Source organism: Pseudonocardia sp. WMMC193 (genome assembly GCF_021728735.1).
Classification (GTDB): domain Bacteria; phylum Actinomycetota; class Actinomycetes; order Mycobacteriales; family Pseudonocardiaceae; genus Pseudonocardia; species Pseudonocardia oroxyli.
This window is the reverse complement of the sequence record NZ_JAKKDO010000003.1, coordinates 6,274,211-6,296,647: the sequence shown is the minus strand read 5'-3', so window position 1 is coordinate 6,296,647 and position 22,437 is coordinate 6,274,211. Positions and strand designations below refer to the sequence as shown.

The 22,437-nt window shown below is 73.9% G+C and carries 20 protein-coding genes; 14 read left to right on the top strand and 6 right to left on the bottom strand.

Features of this window, described 5'->3' with window-relative positions; genetic code table 11:
• The first annotated feature begins 281 nt into the window (after positions 1 to 281).
• From L3X23_RS32205 to L3X23_RS32175, 6 genes are all read left to right on the top strand, one after another.
• Positions 282 to 1,142: a LytTR family DNA-binding domain-containing protein gene (locus L3X23_RS32205; RefSeq protein WP_237197113.1), complete on the top strand. Its 861-nt coding sequence runs from the start codon at positions 282 to 284 to the stop codon at positions 1,140 to 1,142.
• 845 nt (positions 1,143 to 1,987) lie between these two features.
• Positions 1,988 to 4,396: an LCP family protein gene (locus L3X23_RS36430; RefSeq protein WP_308116968.1), complete on the top strand. Its 2,409-nt coding sequence runs from the start codon at positions 1,988 to 1,990 to the stop codon at positions 4,394 to 4,396.
• A 151-nt stretch (positions 4,397 to 4,547) separates the two neighbouring features.
• Positions 4,548 to 5,879, top strand: coding sequence for an NAD(P)/FAD-dependent oxidoreductase (locus tag L3X23_RS32190; protein ID WP_093087255.1), 1,332 nt, complete (start codon positions 4,548 to 4,550; stop codon positions 5,877 to 5,879).
• Complete coding sequence (locus L3X23_RS32185) at positions 5,879 to 6,388, top strand: nuclear transport factor 2 family protein (RefSeq protein ID WP_237197111.1); 510 nt, start codon at positions 5,879 to 5,881, stop codon at positions 6,386 to 6,388. Before L3X23_RS32190 ends, L3X23_RS32185 begins: the two co-directional genes overlap by 1 nt.
• Before the next feature lie 120 nt (positions 6,389 to 6,508).
• Complete coding sequence (mihF, locus tag L3X23_RS32180; protein ID WP_093087251.1) at positions 6,509 to 6,820, top strand: integration host factor, actinobacterial type; 312 nt, start codon at positions 6,509 to 6,511, stop codon at positions 6,818 to 6,820.
• A gap of 85 nt (positions 6,821 to 6,905) precedes the next feature.
• Positions 6,906 to 7,745 (top strand): alpha/beta fold hydrolase, encoded by an 840-nt coding sequence (locus L3X23_RS32175; protein WP_237197108.1) that lies wholly within the window; start codon positions 6,906 to 6,908, stop codon positions 7,743 to 7,745.
• Here L3X23_RS32175 and L3X23_RS32170 read toward each other — a convergent pair.
• A complete protein-coding gene (locus tag L3X23_RS32170; RefSeq protein WP_237197106.1) occupies positions 7,735 to 8,793 on the bottom strand; it encodes a substrate-binding domain-containing protein in 1,059 nt (352 codons plus the stop codon). The two genes, L3X23_RS32175 and L3X23_RS32170, sit on opposite strands and share 11 nt — an antisense overlap.
• 91 nt (positions 8,794 to 8,884) lie before the next feature.
• Between L3X23_RS32170 and L3X23_RS32165 the strand changes: the two genes are divergently transcribed.
• The 3 genes from L3X23_RS32165 to nthA all read left to right on the top strand — a co-directional run bounded on the left by L3X23_RS32165 (position 8,885) and on the right by nthA (position 10,788).
• The gene (locus L3X23_RS32165) at positions 8,885 to 9,325 is read left to right on the top strand and encodes a MarR family winged helix-turn-helix transcriptional regulator (protein ID WP_237197104.1); all 441 of its coding nucleotides are present in this window, start codon (positions 8,885 to 8,887) and stop codon (positions 9,323 to 9,325) included.
• Positions 9,326 to 9,439: 114 nt separating this feature from the next.
• The gene (nthB, locus tag L3X23_RS32160; RefSeq protein WP_237197102.1) at positions 9,440 to 10,168 is read left to right on the top strand and encodes a nitrile hydratase subunit beta; all 729 of its coding nucleotides are present in this window, start codon (positions 9,440 to 9,442) and stop codon (positions 10,166 to 10,168) included.
• On the top strand, positions 10,165 to 10,788 hold the full coding sequence (nthA, locus tag L3X23_RS32155; RefSeq protein WP_237197100.1) for a nitrile hydratase subunit alpha: 624 nt from the start codon (positions 10,165 to 10,167) through the stop codon (positions 10,786 to 10,788). Before nthB ends, nthA begins: the two co-directional genes overlap by 4 nt.
• Positions 10,789 to 10,811: 23 nt before the next feature.
• On the opposite strand, the gene L3X23_RS32150 is transcribed toward nthA, so the two are convergent.
• On the bottom strand, positions 10,812 to 12,080 hold the full coding sequence (locus tag L3X23_RS32150) for a transposase (protein ID WP_237190731.1): 1,269 nt from the start codon (positions 12,078 to 12,080) through the stop codon (positions 10,812 to 10,814).
• A 199-nt stretch (positions 12,081 to 12,279) separates the two neighbouring features.
• Between L3X23_RS32150 and L3X23_RS32145 the strand changes: the two genes are divergently transcribed.
• Positions 12,280 to 12,660 carry a nitrile hydratase accessory protein gene (locus L3X23_RS32145; RefSeq protein WP_237197098.1) on the top strand — a complete coding sequence of 127 codons (381 nt, stop codon included), beginning with the start codon at positions 12,280 to 12,282 and terminating at the stop codon, positions 12,658 to 12,660.
• Between the two features lie 74 nt (positions 12,661 to 12,734).
• On the opposite strand, the gene L3X23_RS32140 is transcribed toward L3X23_RS32145, so the two are convergent.
• Complete coding sequence (locus tag L3X23_RS32140; RefSeq protein ID WP_237197096.1) at positions 12,735 to 13,763, bottom strand: acetamidase/formamidase family protein; 1,029 nt, start codon at positions 13,761 to 13,763, stop codon at positions 12,735 to 12,737.
• Between the two features lie 158 nt (positions 13,764 to 13,921).
• Between L3X23_RS32140 and L3X23_RS32135 the strand changes: the two genes are divergently transcribed.
• Entirely contained in the window at positions 13,922 to 14,440 is a 519-nt protein-coding gene (locus L3X23_RS32135) for a DUF1097 domain-containing protein (protein ID WP_237197094.1), read from the top strand.
• A 22-nt stretch (positions 14,441 to 14,462) separates the two neighbouring features.
• On the opposite strand, the gene L3X23_RS32130 is transcribed toward L3X23_RS32135, so the two are convergent.
• Both L3X23_RS32130 and L3X23_RS32125 read right to left on the bottom strand, forming a co-directional pair.
• The gene (locus L3X23_RS32130; protein WP_237197092.1) at positions 14,463 to 15,122 is read right to left on the bottom strand and encodes a response regulator; all 660 of its coding nucleotides are present in this window, start codon (positions 15,120 to 15,122) and stop codon (positions 14,463 to 14,465) included.
• Complete coding sequence (locus L3X23_RS32125; RefSeq protein ID WP_237197090.1) at positions 15,119 to 16,654, bottom strand: ATP-binding protein; 1,536 nt, start codon at positions 16,652 to 16,654, stop codon at positions 15,119 to 15,121. The genes L3X23_RS32130 and L3X23_RS32125 overlap by 4 nt, the downstream gene beginning before the upstream one ends.
• Positions 16,655 to 16,822: 168 nt before the next feature.
• Between L3X23_RS32125 and L3X23_RS32120 the strand changes: the two genes are divergently transcribed.
• The 3 genes from L3X23_RS32120 to L3X23_RS32110 are packed head-to-tail and all read left to right on the top strand — an operon-like array spanning position 16,823 to position 19,808.
• Positions 16,823 to 17,794: a tripartite tricarboxylate transporter substrate binding protein gene (locus L3X23_RS32120; protein ID WP_237197088.1), complete on the top strand. Its 972-nt coding sequence runs from the start codon at positions 16,823 to 16,825 to the stop codon at positions 17,792 to 17,794.
• The gene (locus L3X23_RS32115; protein ID WP_237197086.1) at positions 17,791 to 18,318 is read left to right on the top strand and encodes a tripartite tricarboxylate transporter TctB family protein; all 528 of its coding nucleotides are present in this window, start codon (positions 17,791 to 17,793) and stop codon (positions 18,316 to 18,318) included. Before L3X23_RS32120 ends, L3X23_RS32115 begins: the two co-directional genes overlap by 4 nt.
• A complete protein-coding gene (locus L3X23_RS32110) occupies positions 18,318 to 19,808 on the top strand; it encodes a tripartite tricarboxylate transporter permease (protein WP_237198179.1) in 1,491 nt (496 codons plus the stop codon). Before L3X23_RS32115 ends, L3X23_RS32110 begins: the two co-directional genes overlap by 1 nt.
• A 70-nt stretch (positions 19,809 to 19,878) precedes the next feature.
• On the opposite strand, the gene L3X23_RS36425 is transcribed toward L3X23_RS32110, so the two are convergent.
• Complete coding sequence (locus L3X23_RS36425) at positions 19,879 to 22,392, bottom strand: bifunctional lysylphosphatidylglycerol flippase/synthetase MprF (RefSeq protein ID WP_237197084.1); 2,514 nt, start codon at positions 22,390 to 22,392, stop codon at positions 19,879 to 19,881.
• Between the last annotated feature and the right edge of the window lie 45 nt (positions 22,393 to 22,437).

Sequence of the window (22,437 nt, the reverse complement as noted above, 5' to 3'; positions counted from 1 at the left end):
TCTCCCCCTCTTGTTGCAACGGCAATCATCTCAACGGTGAGCGGTCGTCTGGTGTTCCCCGGCGGTCCGCGGGCATGCACGGCCCCCGCGGCGCGCCGGGCGGCGTGCCGTCCACCGCGCGGGACGGGATAGCCGTCGACCGGTCGTCGAGGGACGGAACGCCCTTCGCTAGCGTTGTGCCCGCAGTCACCCACTGGTGTCGGGGATGGACTCTCCGGCGTCGGTGACGGACCACGTTCCCCGGCCCGTCGCCCGCCGCGAACCCGCGAGGAGGAGGCCACGTGAGCACCCAGCTCTCGGATGGACTGACGGTCCTGGCCGTCGACGACGAGGAGCCTGCGTTGCAGGAACTCGCCCATCTGCTGGGCGAGGACGCGCGGGTCGGCACGGTGCTGACGGCGCCGGACGCCACCGAGGCGCTGCGGATCCTGGGCTCGCGACCGGGTGCCAACCCGGGCGAGTCCGGCGTGGACCTGGTGTTCCTCGACATCCGGATGCCGGGACTCGACGGGCTCGAGCTCGCCCGGGTGCTGTCGGCCATGGCCGCGCCTCCGCCCGTCGTCTTCGTGACCGCCCACGACGACCGCGCCGTCGACGCCTACGAGATCGGCGCCGTCGACTACCTCCTCAAGCCGCTGCGCTCGGAGCGGCTCGCGGGCTCCATCGACCGCACCATCGCCAGCCGCGCCGGGGTGCGGCCCGCCTCGGCGCCCAGCGCCCCCGCCCCGACCGGTCGCCCCCCGGCGCCGCAGCCGCCGGAGGACGAGGTGATCCCCGTCGAGCTGGCGGGCACCACCAAGCTCGTCCCCCGCTCCTCGGTGCGCTTCGTCGAGGCCCAGGGCGACTACGCCCGCCTGCACACCACCGAGGGCAGCCACCTCGTCCGCATCCCGCTGTCGGTGCTCGAGGAGCGCTGGCGCGAGGCGGGGTTCGTCCGGATCCACCGCGCCTACCTCGTCGCGCTGCCGCTGATCACCGAGCTGCGGCTGTCCGGCTCCGGCTACGTCGTCCGCATCGGGCACGGCCCCGGCACCCCCGAGCTCCCCGTCTCCCGCAGGCACACCGCGGCCCTCAAGCGCATCCTGCGCGGCCGCCCGCCCCGCGAGGACGGCCCGACCGGCCCGCTGGCCCGCATCCGCTGAACCGGGGAGCGAGCAGTAGGTCACGGATCGTCACGATCCGCCCCGGCTCGTCCCTCCTGTCCGGCTCGGCGCGGCGACGGTGTCCCCGTCGCCGGATCGGCCGCGCCCGCAGCGCCGACAGCCGCAGTGAGCTGGGCCGGACGGCGGCCGGACCGGCCGCGTTCGGCTCACTCCGGCGAACGGTGCGGGTCGCTCGGGGCCGTCGTCGCGCGGAACCGGTAGGGGCGCCCGAACGGAGGTGGTGACGGGCAGTATCGTCTCGGCCATCTCGCCGTGGAGATTCCGACCGTGAGGACGGCAGGAGCACCCCCGCGTCTGCCGTGACCACTCCGAGCCACTCACGTGCCGGCCCGACCGCAGCCGCATGTGCAGAAAGGGGTGTCCCGGTGGCCGACGACCCGCGACGCGGACGCTCCGATGCACGCCCGGTCGAGGCGCCCCCCTCCCCCGACGCCCGCGCTGCCGACCCCCGCACTGCCGACGCCCGCGCCGCCGATCTCCGCGGTCCCGACGGGCACCGCGACCGGCGCCCGCCCCGCGCGGACGAGCCCTGGCCCCGGCGCGCCGACCGGTCGCGCCCCGAGCCACCGCCGCGCGCCGACCCGCCCTGGACCGCGGGCCGCCACGCCCAGCAGCGGCCGGACGTCCCGGGCCCGGGCGGGGCCGTGGCGCCGCGGGGTCCCGGGGCCCCCTCGCACGGCCGCGGAATGCCCGGTCCCGACCGCAGCGGCCCGGCGGGATACGCACCGCCGGGACGCGCGGGAACCGGCGGCGGGCCCGGCGGTGGAGCCCGCGGACCGGCGACCCCGAGCCGACCCGGCGGTGCCCCCGAGCGCAGTGGATCGGTGCGCGGCGGTGCGGACCCCGGCGCCCAGAGCCTCGACCGCAGCGGCTCGGGTCCGGGCGGTGCGGGTCCGGGCGGTGCGGGTCCGGGCGGTGCGGGTCCGGGCGGTGCGGGTCCGGGCGGTGCGGGTCGAGGCGGTCCGGGTCCCGGCGCACCCGGGGGGCGCGACCGCAGCGGATCCGGCGCGCCCGGTGCACCCCGCCGCCCCGACCCGAACGGCCTGCGCGGCCCTGACAGCCGACCCGCGCCCGCGGGCCCCGGCCCCGGCTCCCCCGGCTCCGGCCGCCGCCCCGCGCTCGACCCGAACGGTCCCCGCGACCGCTCCGCGCCCGGCGACCGGCCCGGCGACCGCAGCACCCCCGGCGACCGCTCCGCTCCCGGCGACCGGCGGGCGGCCGCCGGACCGGGCGCCCTCGACCGCAGCGCGCCCCGCGGCCCGGCGGGCACCGGCGCCGACCGCAGCAACGCCGACCGCAGCGCCTCCCGCGGCGGGCCGGTCGTCCCGGCCCCCGGCGGCCCCGCGGGCGACCGTTCGGCGCCCCCGCGCAGTCCCCGAGACGGCGGTCCCCGAGACGGCGGTCCCCGCGACGGCGACGACCGCCCCGGGACCGCGCGCCCGGTGGGGCGCAGCGGCCGCGGCGCCCCACCCGGCGTCCCGCCCCAGAACCGCCGCGCCCCCGTCGGCGCGGGCGGCGCCGCCGACGCACCCACCGCGCTCACCGAGCGAGCCGACCGAGCAGATCGCGCCGACCGAGCCGATCGCGCCGACTGGGGCGGCCGCTCCCGGACCACCACCCGCCCTGGCACCGAGAATCGCGCCACCGACCGCGTCGCCCGCAGGCGGGCCGAGGCGACGGCCGAGACCGCCGCGGCCTCCCCGGCCGCGAAGCGGCGCGACCGCACCGCCCGCCGGACGCTCGGCGCGGCCCTGGCCACCACGGCCGCGTCGACCCTCGTGCCCGGCTCCGGGCACCTCCTGCTGCGCCGCACCCGCACCGGGGCGGTCATCCTCGGCCTGTTCCTCCTGCTCGTGGCGGCCGCGCTCGTCGTCGCGTTCACGCTGCGCCGCACCACCCTCGTCGAGTCGGTGCTGTCCACCTCGGTCCTCGCCGCGGCCGCCCTCGCGGCACTCGCGATCGGACTGGCGTGGGTCGCCGTCGTCGCCCGGACGTACGCGCTGGCCCGCCCCCGGAACATGGGACTGGGCAAGAAGATCCTCGGCACCGGCACCGCGGCGGTGCTGTGCATGGCCGTGGCGGTCCCGTTCGGCTACGCCGCGGACCTCGCCAACTCCTCGCGGTCGCTGCTGAACGAGCTGTTCGACGGCGGCCCCGGCGGCACGGACGCGACCGTGGCGCTCGGCAAGGACCGGCTGAATGTCCTGCTCCTGGGCAGCGACGCCGGACCCGACCGCACCGGCACCCGCACGGACACCATGATGCTGGCGAGCATCGACACCACGACCGGCCGCACCACCCTGTTCGGCCTGCCCCGCAACATCCAGCGCGCCGAGTTCACCCCGGGCACCCCCATGGCGAAGGAGTTCCCGAACGGCTTCCACGACCCGAGCGACCCGCTCTCGGGGAACTACCTGCTCAACGCCGTGTACGCCTACGCGCACGACCACCCGGCCCTCGCGCCGAAGGGGCCGACCGACGACATCGGTCTGAACCTGCTGCAGGACTCGATCTCCTACATGACCGGCCTGCCCATCGACTACTACCTCGAGGTCAACATGGCCGGGTTCTCCAGCCTGGTCGACGCGATGGGCGGGGTCACGGTGAACGTCGGGCCCACGCCGATCCCGATCAACGGGGTCACCGCGGACGGGCGGCACGTCAAGCCGGACGGGTACATCCAGCCGGGCGTGCAGAACCTCGACGGCGACGAGGCCCTCTGGTTCGCCCGCTCGCGCCGCGACAGCACCGACTACGACCGGATGAGCAGGCAGCGCTGCCTGATCAACTCGGTGCTGGAGCAGAAGAGCCCCGCGGACCTGATCGCGAACTTCCAGTCGGTGGCCACGGCCACCAAGGAGAACGTCGACACCAACATCCCGCAGCAGGTCCTGCCCGCGCTCGCCGCGCTGGCCGGGGAGGGCTTCAGCCTGCAGAGCATCGCGTTCGACCCCAGCCTGCCGGACCCGTCCGAACCGGACGGCAAGTTCAACACCGGCCGCCCGGACGTCGAGTACATGCGCCAAGTCGTCCAGGACGCCCTCAACCCGCCCGCACCCACGCCCACGTCCGCGCCCGCGGCGCCCACCACCTCCCCCCGGGCGGAGTCGACGGCGACCTCGGGCTCGGACGAGACGGCGGAGGGCCGGGCGGCGCCCAGCGACCTCGCGCAGTCGTGCGCGGCCACCGCGGCCGGCGCCACCGACCAGGAACCGGACACCGGCGGGAACTGACGGCCCGTTCGCGCACCGGACACCCCGGGGCAACACACGGCGAGCACGGCGGCGTCTACGCTCTCTGCTGCGCGCGGTCCTGCGACGATGCCCGGGCTGCGGTACACCAGTGTCCGGTACGTGCCGGCGATCCCAGAGGGGCAGATCTTCCGTGGCCGAGTCGAGCAGCACCGGAGACCGCAAGCAGGTCGTCATCGTGGGCGGTGGGTTCGGCGGCGTGCGCGCGGCGAAGGCCCTGGCGGGTGCCGACGTGGACGTGACGCTCGTCGACCGCACCAACCACCACCTGTTCCAGCCGCTGCTCTACCAGGTGGCGACCGGGATCCTCTCCCCCGGCCTGATCGCGCCCGCGCTGCGCCGCGTGGTGAAGGGCCAGAAGAACACCCGCACCCTGCTGGCCGAGGTCTACGACATCGACGTGGACAACCGGGTCGTGCGGTCGCTGGGGCCCAACGCGCAGCACATCGACCTGCCCTACGACTACCTCGTCGTCGCGGGCGGCGCCGGGCACGCCTACTTCGGACACGACGAGTGGGCGCAGTACGCACCGGGCATGAAGAGCATCGAGGACGCCCGCATGCTGCGGAGCCAGATCCTCGGCTCCTACGAGCTGGCCGAGCTCTCCACCGACGACAAGGAGCGGGAGGCGCTGCTCACGTTCGTCGTGGTGGGCGCCGGGCCGACCGGTGTCGAGATCACCGGGCAGCTCGCCGAGCTCGCGCAGTACGTGCTGCCCGAGGAGTACCGCTCGATCGACACCCGGCAGGCCAAGATCATCCTGCTGGACGCCGCGCCGTCCGTGCTCCCGCCCTTCGACCCGAAGCTGCAGCGGTACACCCAGCGCAGGCTGGAGAAGATGGGTGTGGAGATCCGGCTGAACACCGCCGCCACGGACATGGACGCCGAGTCGATCACGGTGAAGGGCCCCGCGGGCGTCGACACCATCGTCAGCCGCACGAAGATCTGGGCGGCGGGGGTCAAGGCGTCCCCGCTGGCCACGACGCTGGCGAAGGCCACGGGCACCGAGACCGACCGCGCCGGGCGCCTCGCGGTCGACCCGGACTGCTCCGTGCCGAACGCCGAGGGCGTGTACGCGATCGGTGACATGGTCTCCACCGTCGACCGGCTCCCGGGCGTGGCGCAGGTGGCCATGCAGCAGGGCACCTACGTCGGCAAGCAGATCGTGAACCGGCTCAAGGGCGACACGACCACCCCGGCGCCGTTCAAGTACTTCGACAAGGGCTCGATGGCGACCATCGGCGCCCGGCAGGCCGTGGCGGACGCGATGGGCCTCAAGCTCACCGGGTGGCCCGCCTACCTGCTGTGGTGCTACGTCCACGTCGCGTTCCTGATCGGCTGGGGCAACCGGCTCGGCACCCTCTACAACTGGGTCCGCTCGCTGCGCTACGCCCGCAACCGCGGCCACCGCCTGATCGACATGACGGGCGCGAAGGCGGTCGCGGAGCAGCACGAAGCCGCCTGATGACGCCCGCCATGCAGGTGCTCGTGCGCGAGGTCGAGCGCACGTGGGACCTGTTCCGGCGGGCCGTCTACGTCGACCGGGACGTCGCGGCGGCGCTCGCCCTGCTCGACGACGCCGCGACCCTGGTCGACATGCCCGCGATGACGGGCGGGAACTCACCCGCCGAGATCGCCGAGCACCTGGCCGGTCTGGCCCTGCCCGCCGATCTCGCCGTCGAGCGGGTCTCCCGGACCGTCGACACCCGCCGGGTCGTCGACGAGCTCCGCTGGACCTTCACCCACGACCGCGAGCTGTCCTGGCTGCTTCCCGGCGTGCCCGCCACGGGGCGGCCCGCGCGGGTCCTGGGGATCTCCGTGGTGGCCGTCCGACACGCGCGGATCACCTCCGTCCGCACGCTCTGGGACGTCCGACGGGCGGAGTCCCAGGTGGGGGCCGTGGTGACCGCCCGCCGACCGGAACCGGCCGCTGACGGTTCTGTAACACCGTCACAGTCCTCGACGAGGCTCTGACGTGGGGGTTCCGTGCGCGTCGTTGCGCGGCGTCTGGCACTCTTTGGGCCACGCTGTACCAGGTACGACCACCGACGCACCCCGAGCAGGGTGGTCGATGGGAGACGAGAGGAGCACACCATGGCACTGCCCACGCTGACCCCCGAGCAGCGCGCGGAGGCGCTCAAGAAGGCCGCGGCCGCTCGCACGGCGCGCAAGGAGCTTCGCGAGAAGATCGCCAACGGCACCGAGACCATCCCCGCGGTCCTGGACCGGGCGAAGACCGACCAGATCGTCGGCAAGACCAAGGTGGCGGACCTGCTGAAGAGCCTGCCCGGCTACGGCCCCGCCAAGGTCACGGCGCTGCTGGAGCAGACCGGCATCGACGCGTCCCGCCGGGCCGCGGGCCTGGGCGACCGCCAGCGCCAGGCGCTGCTGGACGCCCTGAAGTAAGCCGTAGGCATCGCTTTCCGCCCCGGTCCGGCCTCCCGCCGGACCGGGGCGGCGGCGTCTGCGGGGGGGTCCTTAGGGTGAGCGGGTGGACATCGAGGTGGCACCCGGGGTCACGGTGTGGGCGGAGTCGGTCGGTGCGGGCGAGCCCCTGCTGCTGGTGATGGGCGCGAACGCCTCGTCCGCGGCCTGGCCCGCGGAGCTGGTCGACCGGCTCGCCGAGCACCACCGGGTCCTGCGCTACGACCACCGGGACACCGGCCGCTCCACCCACGCCTTCGACGAGCGGCCCTACGCGATCGCGGACCTGGCCGCGGACGCCGTGGCCGTGCTCGACGCGTTCGGCGTCGACCGGGCCCACGCCGTCGGGATGTCCCTGGGCGGCACGCTGGTGCAGCTGCTGCTCGCCGACCATCCGGACCGGCTGCGCTCGGCCACGGTGTTCTGCACGGCGGCGCTGAGCGGGTGGGGGGCTGTGGAGCTGCCCGGCCCCGACCCGGCCCTGCTGCGGATGTGGGGCGAGTTCACCGACGAACGCACCCGCGAGCAGGAGCTGGACTGGCGGGTGGAGCACTGGCGGCTGCTGCACGGCACCGGGGTGGAGTTCGACGCCGAGTGGTTCCGCGCCCTCGAGGAACGCGTGATGGCCCACTCCGGCCGCGAGGACAACCCCGCCGCCCACGCCGTCGCCGACCCGAGCGGCCTGGAACGGGACCTGAGCGCCAACGCGCTCCCGGTCCTGGTGATCGAGGCCCCGGAGGACCCGGTGAACCCGCCCCCGCACGCCGCGCACCTGGCGTCCACGATCGCGGGCGCCGAGCTGGTCCGGGTGGAGGGCCTGGGCCACGCCCTGGCACCCGCGCTGGTCCCGGAGCTGGCGGCGACGATCCTGCAGCACACCCGGGCGGCGGGGCGGGTCAGGCCGTGAGCACGTCCTGGACGTCGAACTCGAACCCGTCGGCACGGGCCACGTAGACCTCCTGCTGCAGCTGGTTGCCCTGCAGGCGGACCCGGCCGCGGGGTCCCTCGTAGGTGAGCCCGCCCCCCGCCGTGATCAGCTGTGGGATCTCCAGGCTCCCGGCCCGCCGGACGAGGTGGGCGAGCAGGAGCATCGCCTCGTAGCAGGACTCGCCGATGCTGTTGAGCGGAGGCGCGGACGAGCCGAACCGGCGGTAGTAGCGCGCGGCGAACTCCAGGCTCGCGGTGGTGTTGAGGCCCTCGAAGTAGCCCGCGGCGGCGAACAGGCCGCGGTTGGCCGCCGTGCTGCCCGCGAGCAGCATGTTCTCCTCGACGTGGGGACTGAGCCGTTCGACGCCCCCGACCAGCCCGTAGCGGGCGAACTGGCGGTTGAACTCGACGCCGTCGTGCCCCACCAGGAGCATCAGCACGCCCTCCGCGTCCGCCGCGTCGATCGCGCGCAGCACGGGGGTGAAGTCCTCGGTGCCGAGCGGGACGAAGAACTCCTCGACCAGGGGCGCCCCGGCCGACCGAGCGTGGGCGCGGGCCGCGGCGGCGGTACCGCGGGGCCAGATGTAGTCGTTGCCGACCAGCAGCCAGCGGCGCACGCTGAGCTCGTCCGCCATCCAGCGCATGGCGGGCAGGAGCTGGCTCGTGGGGGTCTCCCCCGCCATGAACACCCCGGGAGTGCGCTCACCGCCCTCGTGCAGCGGGGCGTAGACGTAGGGGACCCGGCCCGCGGTGCGCAGCGCCACCTCGCGCCGCACCGCCGAGATGTGCCAACCGGTCACGGCGTCGACCTCGCCGAGAGTGATCATCGCATCGACCGTGTCGGCGACCGCCCGCGGGGAGTCCGCCCCGTCGACGGGGTGGAGGCGGACCTCGCGCCCGAGCAGGCCGGAACCGGCGTTGAGCTCCTCGACGGCGAGTGTGGCGCATGCCTCACAGGACGGGCCGTAGATGCCGGCCGGGCCGTGCAGCGGCACGACGAAGGCCAGGTCGACGGTATCTCGTGCCATGCGACCACGCCCCTCCGGATGCTCCCCGCCCGGAACCGTCTGTGAGATGCTACCGGATGGAATCACCGGTCGACTCGATCAGGAGCCACGCGTGCAGGACATCACGGACCGGACCAGCCTCGCGCTCCGGCTGGCCCAGGTCGCGCGCGCGGTGAACGGCTGCCTCGCCGAGCCGCTCGCCGCGGGCGGCCTCTCGCTGGACCAGTACCGGGTCCTGCTGCAGCTCGCCGACGGCGAGGGCCATGCGATGGCGGATGTCGCCCTCGGCGCCCTCATCCCGGCCCCGACCTTGACCCGGGTGGTCGACCGGCTCGTCAACGGGGGCCTGCTGCACCGCCGGGTCGATCCGCTCGACCGCAGGCGGGTGCTGCTGTTCCTGTCCCACCGCGGACGGCCCGTCCTGCGCCAGGTCCAGCTGGCGGAGGAGGAGCTGCAGCAGCGCATCGAGGCTCGCCTCGGGGTCGCCGACCTCGGCAGGCTCGTCGACGACCTCGACCGGCTGGAGCGCTGCGTGGATGGCGGCGACAGTTAGTTCCATTTGAAATTAACACTCGTGAAACTAAATCGGGTCGAGCACCTCCTACTGTCCTGACGAGCGCGCCGACCCGGGCGCGCGGCACCTGTCGTGACGTCGAGGAGTCATCTCATGCACGGTCCGCACGACGTCGGAGGCCGAGACGGTCTCGGCCCCGTGATCGAGGTCTTCAAGGACCCGGAACAACCCGCGTTCCGCTACCCGTTCGAGGGGCGCATGCACGCGCTGACCGCGATGGCGATCGCGAACGGCGCGTTCAACCTGGACGAGCAGCGCCACGGCATCGAGCTCATGCCGTGGGCCCACTACACCGACTCGAACTACTACGAGCACTGGCTCTACTCGGTCGAGAAGCTGTTGAACGACAAGGGGATCATCACCCACGAGGAGATCGACGAGCGCGTCCGCACCCAGGCCCCCGGGCGGATCGAAGCCCACCCCGAGAAGCCGACGCCGTCCACGGCCGCGGCGGACCGAATGATCAAGATCCTCTGGGAGGGCACCCCGCACGACGTCCCGACCGACGTGCCCCCGCGGTTCGCCGAGGGCGACGCGATCGTGGTCCGCAACATCAACGTCACCACCCACAACCGGCTGCCGGGCTACCTCAACGGGGTGCGCGGCACGGTCGCCCGCCACCACGGCGCCCACCACGACCCCGCGACCAGCGCCCACGCGCAGCGGGACGTGCCGCACCACCTCTACACCGTCCGCTTCGCCAAGCTCGACCTCTGGGGACCGGAGGCCGCGGCCGAGGAGGGTGCCTACGACCTCTACGCCGACCTGTTCGAGGACTACCTCGACACCGCCCCCACGACCACCCCGGGAGAGACCGCGTGACCACCCCCGAGAAGCTCGAGTCCGGCGCACTGAGCTGGATGGACGTCGACGACATCGAGGCCCGCGTCCGCGCGCTCGAGTCGCTGCTGGTCGAGCGCGGCCTCGCCGAGTCGCAGGCGGTCGACGCCGTCGTCAACTCGTTCGAGACCGACATGGGTCCGATGAACGGGGCCCGGGTCGTGGCCCGAGCCTGGACGGACCCGGAGTTCAAGGAGTGGCTGCTGCGCGACGGCACGGCGGCGATCGCGTCGATGGGGTTCACCGGCCTGCAGAGCGAGCACATCCTCGCGGTCGAGAACACCGACTCGGTGCACAACGTGATCGTGTGCACGCTGTGCTCGTGCTACCCGTGGACCCTGCTGGGCATCCCGCCCGCCTGGTTCAAGTACCCGCAGTACCGGGCGCGGGTGGTCAAGGAGCCTCGGGCGGTGCTGTCGGAGTTCGGGGTCGAGCTCGGCGCGGACGTCGAGATCGCGGTCTGGGACACCAGTGCCGAGCTGCGCTACCTGGTCGTCCCGCAGCGACCCGCGGGGACCGAGGACTGGACCGCCGACCAGCTGGCGGAGATCGTCAGCCGGGACTCGATGGTCGGCGTCGCACTGGTGGAGGTGCCGGCATGAGACACCCTCTGTCAACCTTCGGGTCAGGCGGCTCGGCCGAGGGCTCGGTTGCGGTTGGCGACGTGGACGGCCTCGTCGTAGAGGACACCTCGGGTCAGGCAGTGCCAGAGGATCTCCAGCCAGCGGTTCCCCAGGGCCCGCAGCGCGTTGTGGTGACTCTTTCCGGCAGCGATCTTCCCGTCGTAGAACTCCCGCGCCCAGCCGCTTCGAGTAAGGCTGCAGAACGCCCATTGGTGCACGGCGTCACCGAGGTATCTGTTGTGCGCCAGGCGTCTCGCGACGACGAAGTCGCTTTTTCCCGAGCGTCGGGTGACCGGGGCTCGACCGGCATAGCACTGCAGACCGTTCGGAGAGTCGAACTGCCCGAGGTGCTCACCGATCTCACCGGCGACCCGAGCTGCGAGTCTGTCTCCCAGGCCGGGGAAGCTCAGGTAGATGTCCCCGCCCGGGAAGGCCTTCCCCGGGTCGGGCTCCTCCACGGTGTGATCACGCCGGGTTCGCCGCCCTCCCAGGAGCAGCTCACCCATGCGCTGTTCCCAGCCGCGGCGGGCCTCGTGCAGGGCGAGGAGCTGGACCGCGGCCAGCCGGATCCCGGCGGCCTTGGCGCGCACGAGGTAGTCCCGCGTGGGCAGCGACGGCACGGTCAGAGCGGCGGTGACCCGGTCGGCGAAGCGGCCGGGCCAACCGTGCCGGCCGGCGCGGGCGAACGCCTCGAGCTCGTCGCGGGTCGCAGCGGCGAGCTCGTCCTGGGTCGGCCAGCGCTCCAGCAGTCGCAGCACCGTCGGAGCACCGAGGTCCTTCCCGGCAATGATCAGCGCGGCGGGGTAGGTGGTCTGCAGGTCGGCTCGGAGCCGGTTGAGCAGGCGGCGTTGGTCACGGGCGGCGCGTTCGTCGTCGCGGCCGATTGCGCGCAGCTCGCCTGCGATCGGCCCGTGCGGGACCAGCGTCTTGAGCACGGCGTGGCGGTCGAGCGCCAGCAGACAGCAGATCCTCGCGTCCTCGGCGTCGTCCTTCTTCCGCGCCGGGCCGCGGCGGCGGGCCACCAGGTCCGGGTTGACCGGCAACACGGTGAACCCGGCGTCGAGCAGGGCTTCGACGAGCAGCCCGTGGCGGGTCTCGATGACCACCCGGACCTCGGCCGGGTCGGGCTCCAGGCGCAACGCACGCTCGACCAGAGCAGCGACACCGTCCGGTCCGTGCGCGATCCGGAACTGCTCGACCACGCCTTTCTCCACCGTGCCGAGGGCGACGTCATGAAACTCCTCAGCCCAGTCGATGCCGATTCCCAGCACCCGCTTCTCTCCTTCCGCCGATCACATTCTGCTCGCTGTGCTCGGCGGACCGGGAAGGCGCTGCGTCGTGCTGATGAACCAGTCCTCGCGGGACCACACCCTCCTGGACATCAGACCTTCGCCGGGGCCCGGCAGGGGCGCCGTCTCATGCCAGTCCTCAAGGGACAAGCGCCGAAAGCGCTCCCTGCCGGGAACCACCGTGCGAAAGGAAGGTAGAGCCATCAGCGTCACCGTGGACCTGGAGGGCTCGGCCGCGATCCCGCGGTCCAACGGCGAACCGGTGTTCGACGCGCCGTGGCAGAGCCGCGCGTTCGGCATGGTGGTGAGCCTGCACGAGTCGGGCCTCTACCCGTGGGACGAGTTCAAGGCCCGGCTCATCGAGGAGATCGACCGCAGCGGCATCGACGAGACCTGCGACCCGGCCCTGTACTACCGCCAGTTCACCGCGGCCTTCACCCGGCTGATGGTGGAGAAGGGCCTGCTCGACGGCGAGGAGATCGCCCTGCGCACCCTGGCCGAGCGCGAGGCCCTCAGCCACGACGAGTCCGACCCCGACCACACCCATCCGCACTCCCACTGACCCCGCACACACGAACGGCGCGTTCGCTCACCGGGTGTGAGTGAACGCGCCGTTCGCCGTGGGAACTCCGGACCCTAGCGCAGGGCGGCGGCGCGGGCCCGCAGGTCGGCGTGCAGACCGTCGTAGGCCCGGGCGGGCGGCAGCAGGTCCTTGCGCAGCTTGGTCAGCGCGCTGTAGTTCACGTCGACCACGTTGGCGAGCGGGGCGAGGGAGATCTGGGTGAGCAGCTGGTAGCCGTCGAGCGGGTCGAGCCCGTAGAGCTCGCCGAGCCAGCCGATCATGCCGACCTGGCTGGCCCGCCACGCGTCCTCCAGCGGCCGGGCCGACCCGACGACGACGAGGTGGTCGTCGCTCTCGATCCGCGGCCAGGACGGGGCGGGGCGGTCCGGCCCGCCCTTGACGAGGTCCACGATCAGGGTCACGTCCATCGCCCCCTCGACGGCGGTGCCGCAGGACTCCCCCTCGCCCTGCCGGTAGTGCCCGTCGCCGATCGAGAACAGCGCGCCCTCGACGTTCACCGGCAGGTAGCAGGTGACGCCGGCCCGCATCTCCGGCGTGTCCATGTTGCCGCCGAAGGTGTCCGGCACCAGGGACGAGCGCACCTCGCGCAGCGGCGGCGCGACCCCGACCGTGCCGAGCATCGGGTCGATCGGGAGCTCCAACCGCAACGGGTCGCCTCCCGCCGTGGGGTACGTGGACTCGAACAGCACGGTCCGACGGGCGCGGTCGAGCTGGTAGATCCAGGTCCGTTCGGGCAGCGCGGGGTGCAGCATCGCGGTGCGGTCGGTGGCCGTCAGCCCGCCGAAGAAGGGCACCGTGGTCGAGGCCGCCCAGTCGCGCGCGGGCTCCACGGCGACGAGGTGGATCGCCAGGGTGTCCCCCGGCTCGGCGCCCGCCACCAGGAAGGGGCCGGTCTGCGGGTTGAGGTAGCGGGTGTCGAGCAGCTCGCTCGGCCGCTGGTCGGTCCGCTGCAGCACGCCGCCGAAGGCGTCCTCCGTCCACAGCCGCAGGACGTCCCCGGGCTGCACCGTCGCGACCGGCGGCGCGCCGCCGAAGGTCCACACGAACTGGTCCGGCCGCGGGATGAAGTCGATCTCGCTCATGGTGCTCCGCATCGCTCTCAGCTGGAAGTGATGCACGTGATGGACGCTGCTGCGCCTCGCACGCACTCAGGGATGAGCATGTCAGAGGGGACGAAGCCCGTCGTTCATTCCATATGAAATTAACTCATGTGAAATGAACTCTCCCTAGGCTTTTGCCCATGAACCTCCGCCTGTCCGACAACACCGCGCTCGCCGTCAGCGTGGGGGTGCTCGGCGCCGTGTCGACCTGGCTCACCGCGACCGTGCTGCCGGTCCCCGTGTGGGTGCTGTTCCTGGCCTGGGCCTCGTTCTTCTTCTGCGGCGGTGGCCGCGCCGGCGCGGTCCGCGGGTTGCTCTGCAACCTCGCGGGCATCGTGATCGCGACCCTGACCCTCCTGGTCGTCACCGCGGGCGGGGGCTCGGTGCTGCTGCTCGGCGCAGCGGTCGGGGTGGGCAGCGCCGCGATGATGCTCAGCTCCCGGATCGGCGTGCTCGCGGCGGCGCCCGCGATCGTGTTCGGTTTCGCGATGACCGTCGGCACGATCGCCGCCACCGGCACGCCGATCACCACGGTGTCGGCCACCAATCCGGCGCTGCTCGCCGCGGCGGCCGCGGTGGCGGGCGTCGTCTTCGGACTGGCGTCCGAATGGCTGGCGGGGATGCTCCGCGGCCGTCGCCGCGACCCCGCCCCGTCCTGACCGCCCCGTCCTGACCGCCCGGTCAGCGCGCCCAGGTGTAGCGGCGCTCCGGGCGCCCGGTGCCGCCGTAGCGCAGGTGGACCCGCGCCGCGCCGGTGTCCACGAAGTGTTCGAGGTACCGTCGCGCGCTCACCCGGGACAACCGGGTCTGCTCGGCGCACTCGGTGGCCGAGAGGTCGCCGCCGTGCTCGCGCAGGACCCGCTCCACCAGGGCGGCGGTCTCACCGGTGAGCCCCTTGGGCAGGCGGGTCGAGCCCGCGCCGAAGAGGCGGTCGATGTCCTCCTGCCCCGCCCGGTCGAGCCCCGCCAGCCTGCCCCGCAGCCGTCGGGCGCGTTCGACCTGCTCGGCCAGCGCCCGCGAGTCGAACGGCTTCACGAGGTAGTGCAGCGCCCCGCCGTGCAGGGCGGCGGCCACGGTCGCGGCGTCGTCCGCGGCGGTGATCACCAGGACGGACGGGTCGTCCGGGGCCCCGGTCCGCAGCGCGCGCAGCACGTCGATGCCGGACATGTCGGGGAGGTAGACGTCCAGCAGGACGAGGTCGGGCCGCAGCTCCCGCGCCTGCTCGACGGCGTCGGCCCCGGTGTGCGCCACCCCGACCACCGTGCAACCCTCGATCCGCCCCACGTACCCGCTGTGCACCTTGGCGACCATGAAGTCGTCGTCCACGACCAGCACCCTCACGCGAGGACCGCCGTGAACGTCGAACCCGAGACGGCGACGCTGCCGGACCGGCGCAGGCACACCTCGCGGACCAGCGCGAGCCCCAGCCCGCGCCCGCCGGGCGACTCCGCGGCCTTGGTGGTGAACCCGTGCCGGAACACCTCCTCCGCCAGGTCCGAGGCCACCCCCGGCCCGGAGTCCCGCACCCGCACGTGCACCGCGCCCTCCCGTTCGGCGATGTCGATCTCGACCCAGCCGTCGGGGCCGCGGCCCGACACGGCGTCGAGCGCATTGTCGACCAGGTTGCCCAGCACGGTGACGAGGTCGCCGCCGAGCGCCGGGTCGCCCGAGGCGTCGAGGTGGGCGCCTGCGGCGAACCGCAGCTCCACGCCCCGCTCCTGGGCCAGCGAGGCCTTCGCCACCAGCAGCGCCGCCACCGCGGGCTCGGCGACCCGGTCCACCACCTCGCGGCGCCAGCCCTCCGCCGCCGCCACGACCCCGCTGACGAACCGCCGCACCTCGTCGTGCTCGCCGAGCTCGGTCAGCCCGGCGATGGTGTGCAGCCGGTTGGTGAACTCGTGGGCCTGGGCGCGGAGGGTGTCGGTGAGGCTGCGGGAGGCGTCGAGCCGGTCCTGCAGCGCGGCGAGCTCGGTGCGGTCGCGCAGCGTCACCACCGCGCCGGCGTCCAGCTCGTTGCGGTTGAGCACCAGCACCCGCCCGCCGTGCACGACGACCTGGTCCTCGCCGCGGACCGCGCCGGTCAGCACGTCCCGCAGCCGGGCGTCGAGGCCGTCCAGCGCGTCCCCGACCCGCAGCCCGAGCAGCGCGTGCGCCGCGGGGTTGATCAGGGTGACCTTGCCGCCGTCGAGCCCGACCACGCCCTCCTTCACCCCCAGCAGCATCGCCTCCCGCCGCTGCACCAGCTCGACGATCTCGGCGGGCTCGAGCCCGAGCGTCTGCCGCCGCACCCGCCGGGCCAGCAGCAGCGACCCGCCCACGCCCAGGACCAGCGCGAGCCCGAGCAGCGCGGCGACCTCACCGCGGGCCGGCGCCAGCGCCTCGAACAGGGTCGGCGCCCGGATGCCCGCGGACACCACGCCCACCACCTCGCCGCCCTCCACGACCACCGGCACCTCGGCGACCACCGAGCGCCCCTGCTCACCGGTCCAGGCGCGGCCCGCGAACGCGGTGGACTCGCCGACCTCGAACGCGGTGCCCAGCTCGGCGGGGTCCGGGGAGCTGCGGACGACCCGGCCCGCGTCCACCACCACGACGCGGTCCGCCCCGGACAGGTTCTCCGCGCTGCGGGCGAAGCTCGCCAGCAGGTCGACGTTGCGCTCGACGAGCCCGGCCCGGATCCCCGGGGTGGCCGCGACGTCCTCGGCCACCGACAGCATGCGCCGGCCCTGGGTCTCCTCGAAGGCGCTGTGCGACTGGACGGCCGCGAGCGCGGCGACCGCCGCCAGCAGGATCACGACGACGACGAGCTGCCAGACCAGGAACTGGCGGGCCAGCGGGCGTCTGCTCCCGCGGACCGCTCGGCGTCGGCGCACAGGAGCACCCTACGACCGTCCGGTCCATGACCAGAACGACCACAACCACCCTTGCGGACAGAAGCGAGACAGCCGTCACTCCCGACCCGCACGATGAGCGCACTTCGACGACGAGGGGAGACGACGGTGTCCACACGGGAGAGATCCCGCACGAGATGGTCGGCGATCGTGGCGATCGTCGCCGCGGCCGCCGCCGTCCTGTTGGTGCCGCCCGCGGTGGGGGCACTGACCGGGGGCGGCGACGGGACCCAGCTGCGCGGGCTGCGCATGCTGGTGCCGAACTCACCGGGCGGCGGCTACGACGTCACCGCCCGCACGGCGGCCAAGGCGTTCGAGGAGTCCGGCCTGACCGGCTCGGTGGAGGTGTTCAACCTCCCGGGCGCGGGCGGCACGGTCGGCCTGGGCCGCACGGTCAACGAGAGCGGCAACGACCGGCTCGTCATGTCGATGGGGCTGGGCGTGGTCGGCAGCGTCTACACCAACTCCTCGCCCTCCACCCTGGCCGACACGACGCCGATCGCGCGGCTCACGCAGGAGACCGAGATCGTCGTCGTCGGCAAGGACTCGCCCTACACCTCGCTGCCGCAGCTGCTCGCGGAGTGGAAGGCGGCCCCGGGCCGCGTCCCGGTGGGTGGCGGCTCCTCGCCCGGCGGGCCGGACCACCTGGCGCCCATGCTGATGGCCGAGGCCGCGGGGCTCGATCCGCGCACCGTCAACTACGTGGCCTACGACGGCGGCGGGGAGCTGCTGGCCGCCGTCCTCGGCGGCAAGGTGGCCTTCGGCGTCTCCGGCCTCGGGGAGTACGCCGACCAGATCGACGCGGGCGAGCTGCGCGTGCTCGCGGTGACCGCCGGGGAGCGCATCCCCGGCGTGGACGCGCCGACCCTGCGCGAGTCCGGGCTGGACGTGGAGTTCACCAACTGGCGCGGGATGGTCGCGCCGCCGGGCCTGTCCGCCGAGGGCCGCGCCGAGCTCGAGGCGGCCTACGCCGAGCTGGTCGCCACCCCGGAGTGGGCCGCCGCCCTGGAGCGCAACGGCTGGACCGACGCGTACCAGCCCGGGCCCGAGTTCGGGGCCTTCCTGGAGAGCGAGAACGAGCGCGTGGCCGGTGTGCTGCGAGAACTGGGGCTGACGTCATGACGATCACCGAGGAGCGGCCCGTCGAGCGTGCCGGGTGGTGGCGCGCGCACTCCGAGCTGGGCGTGTCGATCGTGCTCGGCGCCGTGGGTGTGCTGGTCGTCGTGGACACCGCGCTGGAGAGCGGCGGCTCGGTGTCCGACCCGCTGGGGCCGCGCACGATCGCGTTCGTGCTGGGCGGGGCGTTGTTGCTGCTGTCGGCGCTGCTCGCGGTCGACGTGCTCCGCGGCGGGCACGGCGAGGCGGAGGCGGGCGAGGACGTCGACCTGGGCACCCCCGCCGACCTGCGCACCGTCGGGAAGCTGGCCGGGGTCCTGGTCGCGACCGCGGCCCTGATCCCGATCCTGGGCTGGCCGATCGCCGGGACCGTGCTGTTCTGGGGCGCTGCGGCGACCCTGGGCTCCCGCACGCCCGCCCGGGACGTCCTCATCGCCGCCGGGGTCTCGCTCGTCACCTGGATCGTGTTCGACGGCCTGCTCGGGGTGGACCTGCCGGGCGGCCCGCTGATGGGGGTGTTCGGGGCATGATGGAGTCCCTCGCGAACCTGATGGGCGGCTTCGCGGCCGCCCTGACCCCGGGGAACCTGCTGTTCGCCGCGATCGGGGTGCTGCTCGGCACCGCGGTCGGGGTGCTGCCGGGCATCGGTCCGGCCATGGCGGTGGCGCTGCTGCTGCCCGTGACCTACGCGTTCGACCCGACCGGCGCGTTCATCATGTTCGCCGGCATCTACTTCGGCGCGATGTTCGGCGGCTCCACCACGTCGATCCTGCTCAACACCCCCGGCGAGAGCGCCTCGGTGATGGCGGCGATCGAGGGCAACCCCATGGCGCGCAGCGGACGCGGCGCCCAGGCGCTGGCCACGGCCGCGATCGGGCACTTCGTCGGCGGCGTGTTCGGCGCGATCGGGATCGTGCTGCTGGCGCCGTTGATCGCCTCGGTGGCGGTGAACATCGGGGCGCCGGACTACTTCGCGATCATGGTGCTCGCGTTCGTGGCGGTGGCGGGCGTGCTGGGCGCCTCGCGGGTCCGCGGGTTCGCCTCGCTGGCGATCGGGCTGACGATCGGCCTCGTCGGGCTCGACCCGATCAGCGGGCAGGCGCGGCTGACCTTCGGCGTCCCGCAGCTGGCGGACGGCATCGACGTCGTCATCGTCGCGGTCGGGCTGTTCGCGGTCGGCGAGGCCCTCTGGGTCGCGGCGCACCTGCGCCGCACGCACCAGGAGATCATCCCCGTCGGGCGGCCGTGGCTGTCCAAGGCGGACGTCAAGCGGGCCTGGAAGCCCTGGATGCGCGGGCCGTTCATCGGCTTCACCTTCGGGTCCATCCCCGCGGGCGGCGCCGAGATGTCCACCTTCATGGCGTACGTGACCGAGCGGCGGCTGTCGAAGCACCGCGACGAGTTCGGCAAGGGCGCGATCGAGGGCCTCGCGGGTCCGGAGTCGGCGGCCAGCGCGTCGTCGGCGGGGACGCTGTCCACCATGCTCACCCTCGGGCTGCCGACGACGGCGATCGCCGCCGTCATGCTCGCGGCGTTCCAGCAGTTCGGCATCCAGCCGGGCCCGCTGCTGTTCACCAACGAGCCCGACCTGGTGTGGACGCTGATCGCGAGCCTGTTCATCGGCCTGGTGCTGTTGCTGCTGTTGAACCTGCCGCTGGCGCCGCTGTGGGCGAAGCTGCTGCGGATCCCGCGGCCCTACCTCTACGCGGGCATCCTGTTCTTCGCCTGCATCGGGGCGTACGCGGTGTCCGGGCAGGCGGTGGACCTGCTGGTGCTGTTGGTGATCGGCGTCGTGGGATTCGTGATGCGCCGCTACGGCCTGCCGGTGCTGCCCGCCATCATCGGCGTGATCCTGGGTCCCGACGCCGAGCTCCAGCTGCGCCGCGCCCTCCAGATCGCCGACGGCGACGTGACCACGCTGGTCAGCACACCCCTCGCGATCACGGTGTACACCATCATCGCCGCCCTCCTGCTGTTCCCGCTGATCCGCAGGACGACACGCACGAAGGTCGACGCCTGACGATGCATTGTGGAGCCACAACTGTCGTTCCGGAGCCCGAAACCGACAGTTGTGGCTCCACAATGCGGGGTCAGCGGAAGAGGGCGCGGGCCAGGCCTGCGGTCTGGCGAGGGGTGAGGTCGGGGAGGTAGGCCCGGGCCAGGGCGTTGCCGATCGCCGGGAGGGCCGCGGTCTCCGGGTAGGCGAGGAACCAGGGGCGGTACTCGGGCTGGAACTTCGCCTTGAAGGCCAGCAGTGAGCGGAAGCCGTACACGGGCTCGAGCCGGCGACCGGCCCCGTCCAGCAGCTTCTGCAGGGCGGGCGGGCGCTCGCCCCGGTCCAGCCGGGCCAGCGGCGCGCCGGAGAGCGAGAGGAACTCCGCACCCTCGGCCTGACAGCTCAGCGCGGCCGAGGCGATCAGGAACTCCATCACCCCGCGGAACGCCGCCTCGTCCGAGCGCCGCCGCATGAAGTCCAGCGTCCACCCGACGATCGCGCCGTCGCGGTGCACCGGCAGCCAGCTCGTGACGCCGTGGACCGTGCGTTCGGTGTCGACGGCCACCAGCAGCCGCACGGCCGGGTCGGCCAGCTCGTCGAGCCCGCCGAGGGTGAAGCCCATCTCGGGCAGCCCCTTGTCCGCCACCCACTCCTCGCTGATCGCCCGGATCTGGTCGGTGACCGCGAGCGGCGCCTCGGCGAAGGTCGTCCACTCCGCGGTGACCCCGGCCTTGCCCGCCTTGTTCAGCGCCGTGCGGACGTCCTGCCACTTCCGCCCGGTGAAGGCGAGCGCGCCGAGCGGCAGCACGGTCTCCTCCGCCACCTGCACCGTGCGCCAGCCCAGTGCCTCGGCGTCCCCGGCCACCCGGGCGTCGACGCTGTAGAAGCACGGCGTCCAGCCCTGGTCGCGGCAATGCGCGGCGAAGCCCGCCACGGCGTGGGGGTTCCGCTCCCCGACGGGCCCGCCGGTGGTGATCGCGACCCCGCCGATCACCCGGTAGGCGACGGCCGCGCCCTCGGTGAACCAGTAGGTGTGCCCGGCCCAGGTGGCCATGTGGGCCAGGGTCCCGCCGCCGACGGCGACGAGCGCGCGCACCCGGTCGCCGTCCGGCTCGGCGGAGCGCAGCCGCGGCCGGGCGAGGGTGCGCGCCGCCGCCACGACCACCACCAGCCAGAACACCGGCCCGGTCCACTCGAACAGCACCACCGCGGGCCAGTCCACGGGCAGGAACGCCGGCGGGAACCCGACGAGGTACCCGCCCGGCACGAGCCGCAGCGGCACGTCGGCGAGCAGCGCGGCCACCCCGGGCGGCCGGTCGAACCCGGCGCGCAGCAGGAACCCCAGCGCGACGTACGCCGCCGCGGCCACCACCGCGGCCCCGACCACCGTCTTGACCAGGCCGCGGTAGGTCCCGACGGGGGCGTGGACGTCGAACACGCGGCGGGAGGCCACGAGGAGCACCGCCACCAGCAGGGGCTGCAGCAGCGGAAGCGCGACCAGCACGAACGCGTGCAGGTGCACCCCGGCGCCGAGCACGATCCGCTGCTGCATCGGGCTCGCCGCGAGCACCAGGCCGAGGGCGGTGAGCCCCAGGTTCAGCCCGAGCGCCACCCCCCACGCCGCGCGCCTGCCCCGGCGCAGTCCCTCCGCCGCGACCAGCAGCAACAGCACCGGCATGATCGACAGCAGCGCGGGGCCGAGCCCGGAGAAACGCAGCCGCGACTGCAGCTCCGCGCACTCGCGCGGCGACCCGTCCGCACACACCCCGGCGACGGTCGCCGGGTCCGGCGCGGTCGCCGCGAACACGAACCGCAGCACCGACAGCGGCCCCACCCGGGTCTGCGCCCACGCGGCGATCAGCGGCCCGAGCGCCGACGCGGCGACCACGAGGGCGACCAGCACCCGGGTCTCCGCGCGGGTCGGGCGGGAACGCCCGACCCCGCGCCGCCGCCCGAACACCACGGCACCGAGGGCCAGACCCAGCAGCCCGGCCGCGAGACGCAGCAGGTCGCCGATCAGCCCGGAGTACAGCGCGAGCATGACCAGCGCGATGACCAGCACCAAGCGCAACCTGCGGCGCCACAGCGCGGGCAGCCCGGCGCTGACCGCCAAGACGCAGCCGACGACGGCGGTCCCGGGGCCCACCGCCGTCGACGCGGCGAGCTGGTCCGCCCACCGGCCGTCCGCCAGCCGGTCCAGCAGGGCGACCGCGCCCAGCCCCACCAGCGACCCGCCCACCTGCACGACGACCGCGAGCGCCGCGGTCCGGCGGCTCCCGATCCGGCGCTCGGCCACCGGCAGCAGGGCCAGCACCATCGCCGTCGACAGCAGGTAGGAGTCCAGGCCCTGACACCACAGCGCCGAGGTCACCAGCCCCCACCAGGCGCCGTCGCGCAGCGGGCCGAGCCCGGCCCCGACGCGCGCGGCGAGCTCCGGTGCGGGGCCGTGCAGCAGGCTGCCGGTCAGGGCGCCGAGCGTCCACAACACCACGACGAGCCCGACGGTCAACGGCGCCCGCCGGACGAGCCGGAGCAGCCTGCCCCGGCGGTCGTCCGCGAGGTCGGTGGCGGGGACGGGCGTCTCGTCGACCGCCGTCGTTCCACTCACGGCCCTACTCTGGCATCCCCGGGCCGACCCCTCCCGTCGGGTGCC

What these genes read in the sequence shown, in the direction of transcription:
- L3X23_RS32115 (WP_237197086.1), top strand. Translation starts at nt 17,791, where the DNA reads ATGACGATCACCGAGGAGCGGCCCGTCGAGCGTGCCGGGTGGTGGCGC.
- L3X23_RS32110 (WP_237198179.1), top strand. Translation starts at nt 18,318, where the DNA reads ATGGAGTCCCTCGCGAACCTGATGGGCGGCTTCGCGGCCGCCCTGACC.
- L3X23_RS32140 (WP_237197096.1), bottom strand. Translation starts at nt 13,763, where the DNA reads ATGAGCGAGATCGACTTCATCCCGCGGCCGGACCAGTTCGTGTGGACC.
- nthB (WP_237197102.1), top strand. Translation starts at nt 9,440, where the DNA reads ATGCACGGTCCGCACGACGTCGGAGGCCGAGACGGTCTCGGCCCCGTG.
- mihF (WP_093087251.1), top strand. Translation starts at nt 6,509, where the DNA reads ATGGCACTGCCCACGCTGACCCCCGAGCAGCGCGCGGAGGCGCTCAAG.
- L3X23_RS32135 (WP_237197094.1), top strand. Translation starts at nt 13,922, where the DNA reads ATGAACCTCCGCCTGTCCGACAACACCGCGCTCGCCGTCAGCGTGGGG.
- L3X23_RS32185 (WP_237197111.1), top strand. Translation starts at nt 5,879, where the DNA reads ATGACGCCCGCCATGCAGGTGCTCGTGCGCGAGGTCGAGCGCACGTGG.
- L3X23_RS32170 (WP_237197106.1), bottom strand. Translation starts at nt 8,793, where the DNA reads ATGGCACGAGATACCGTCGACCTGGCCTTCGTCGTGCCGCTGCACGGC.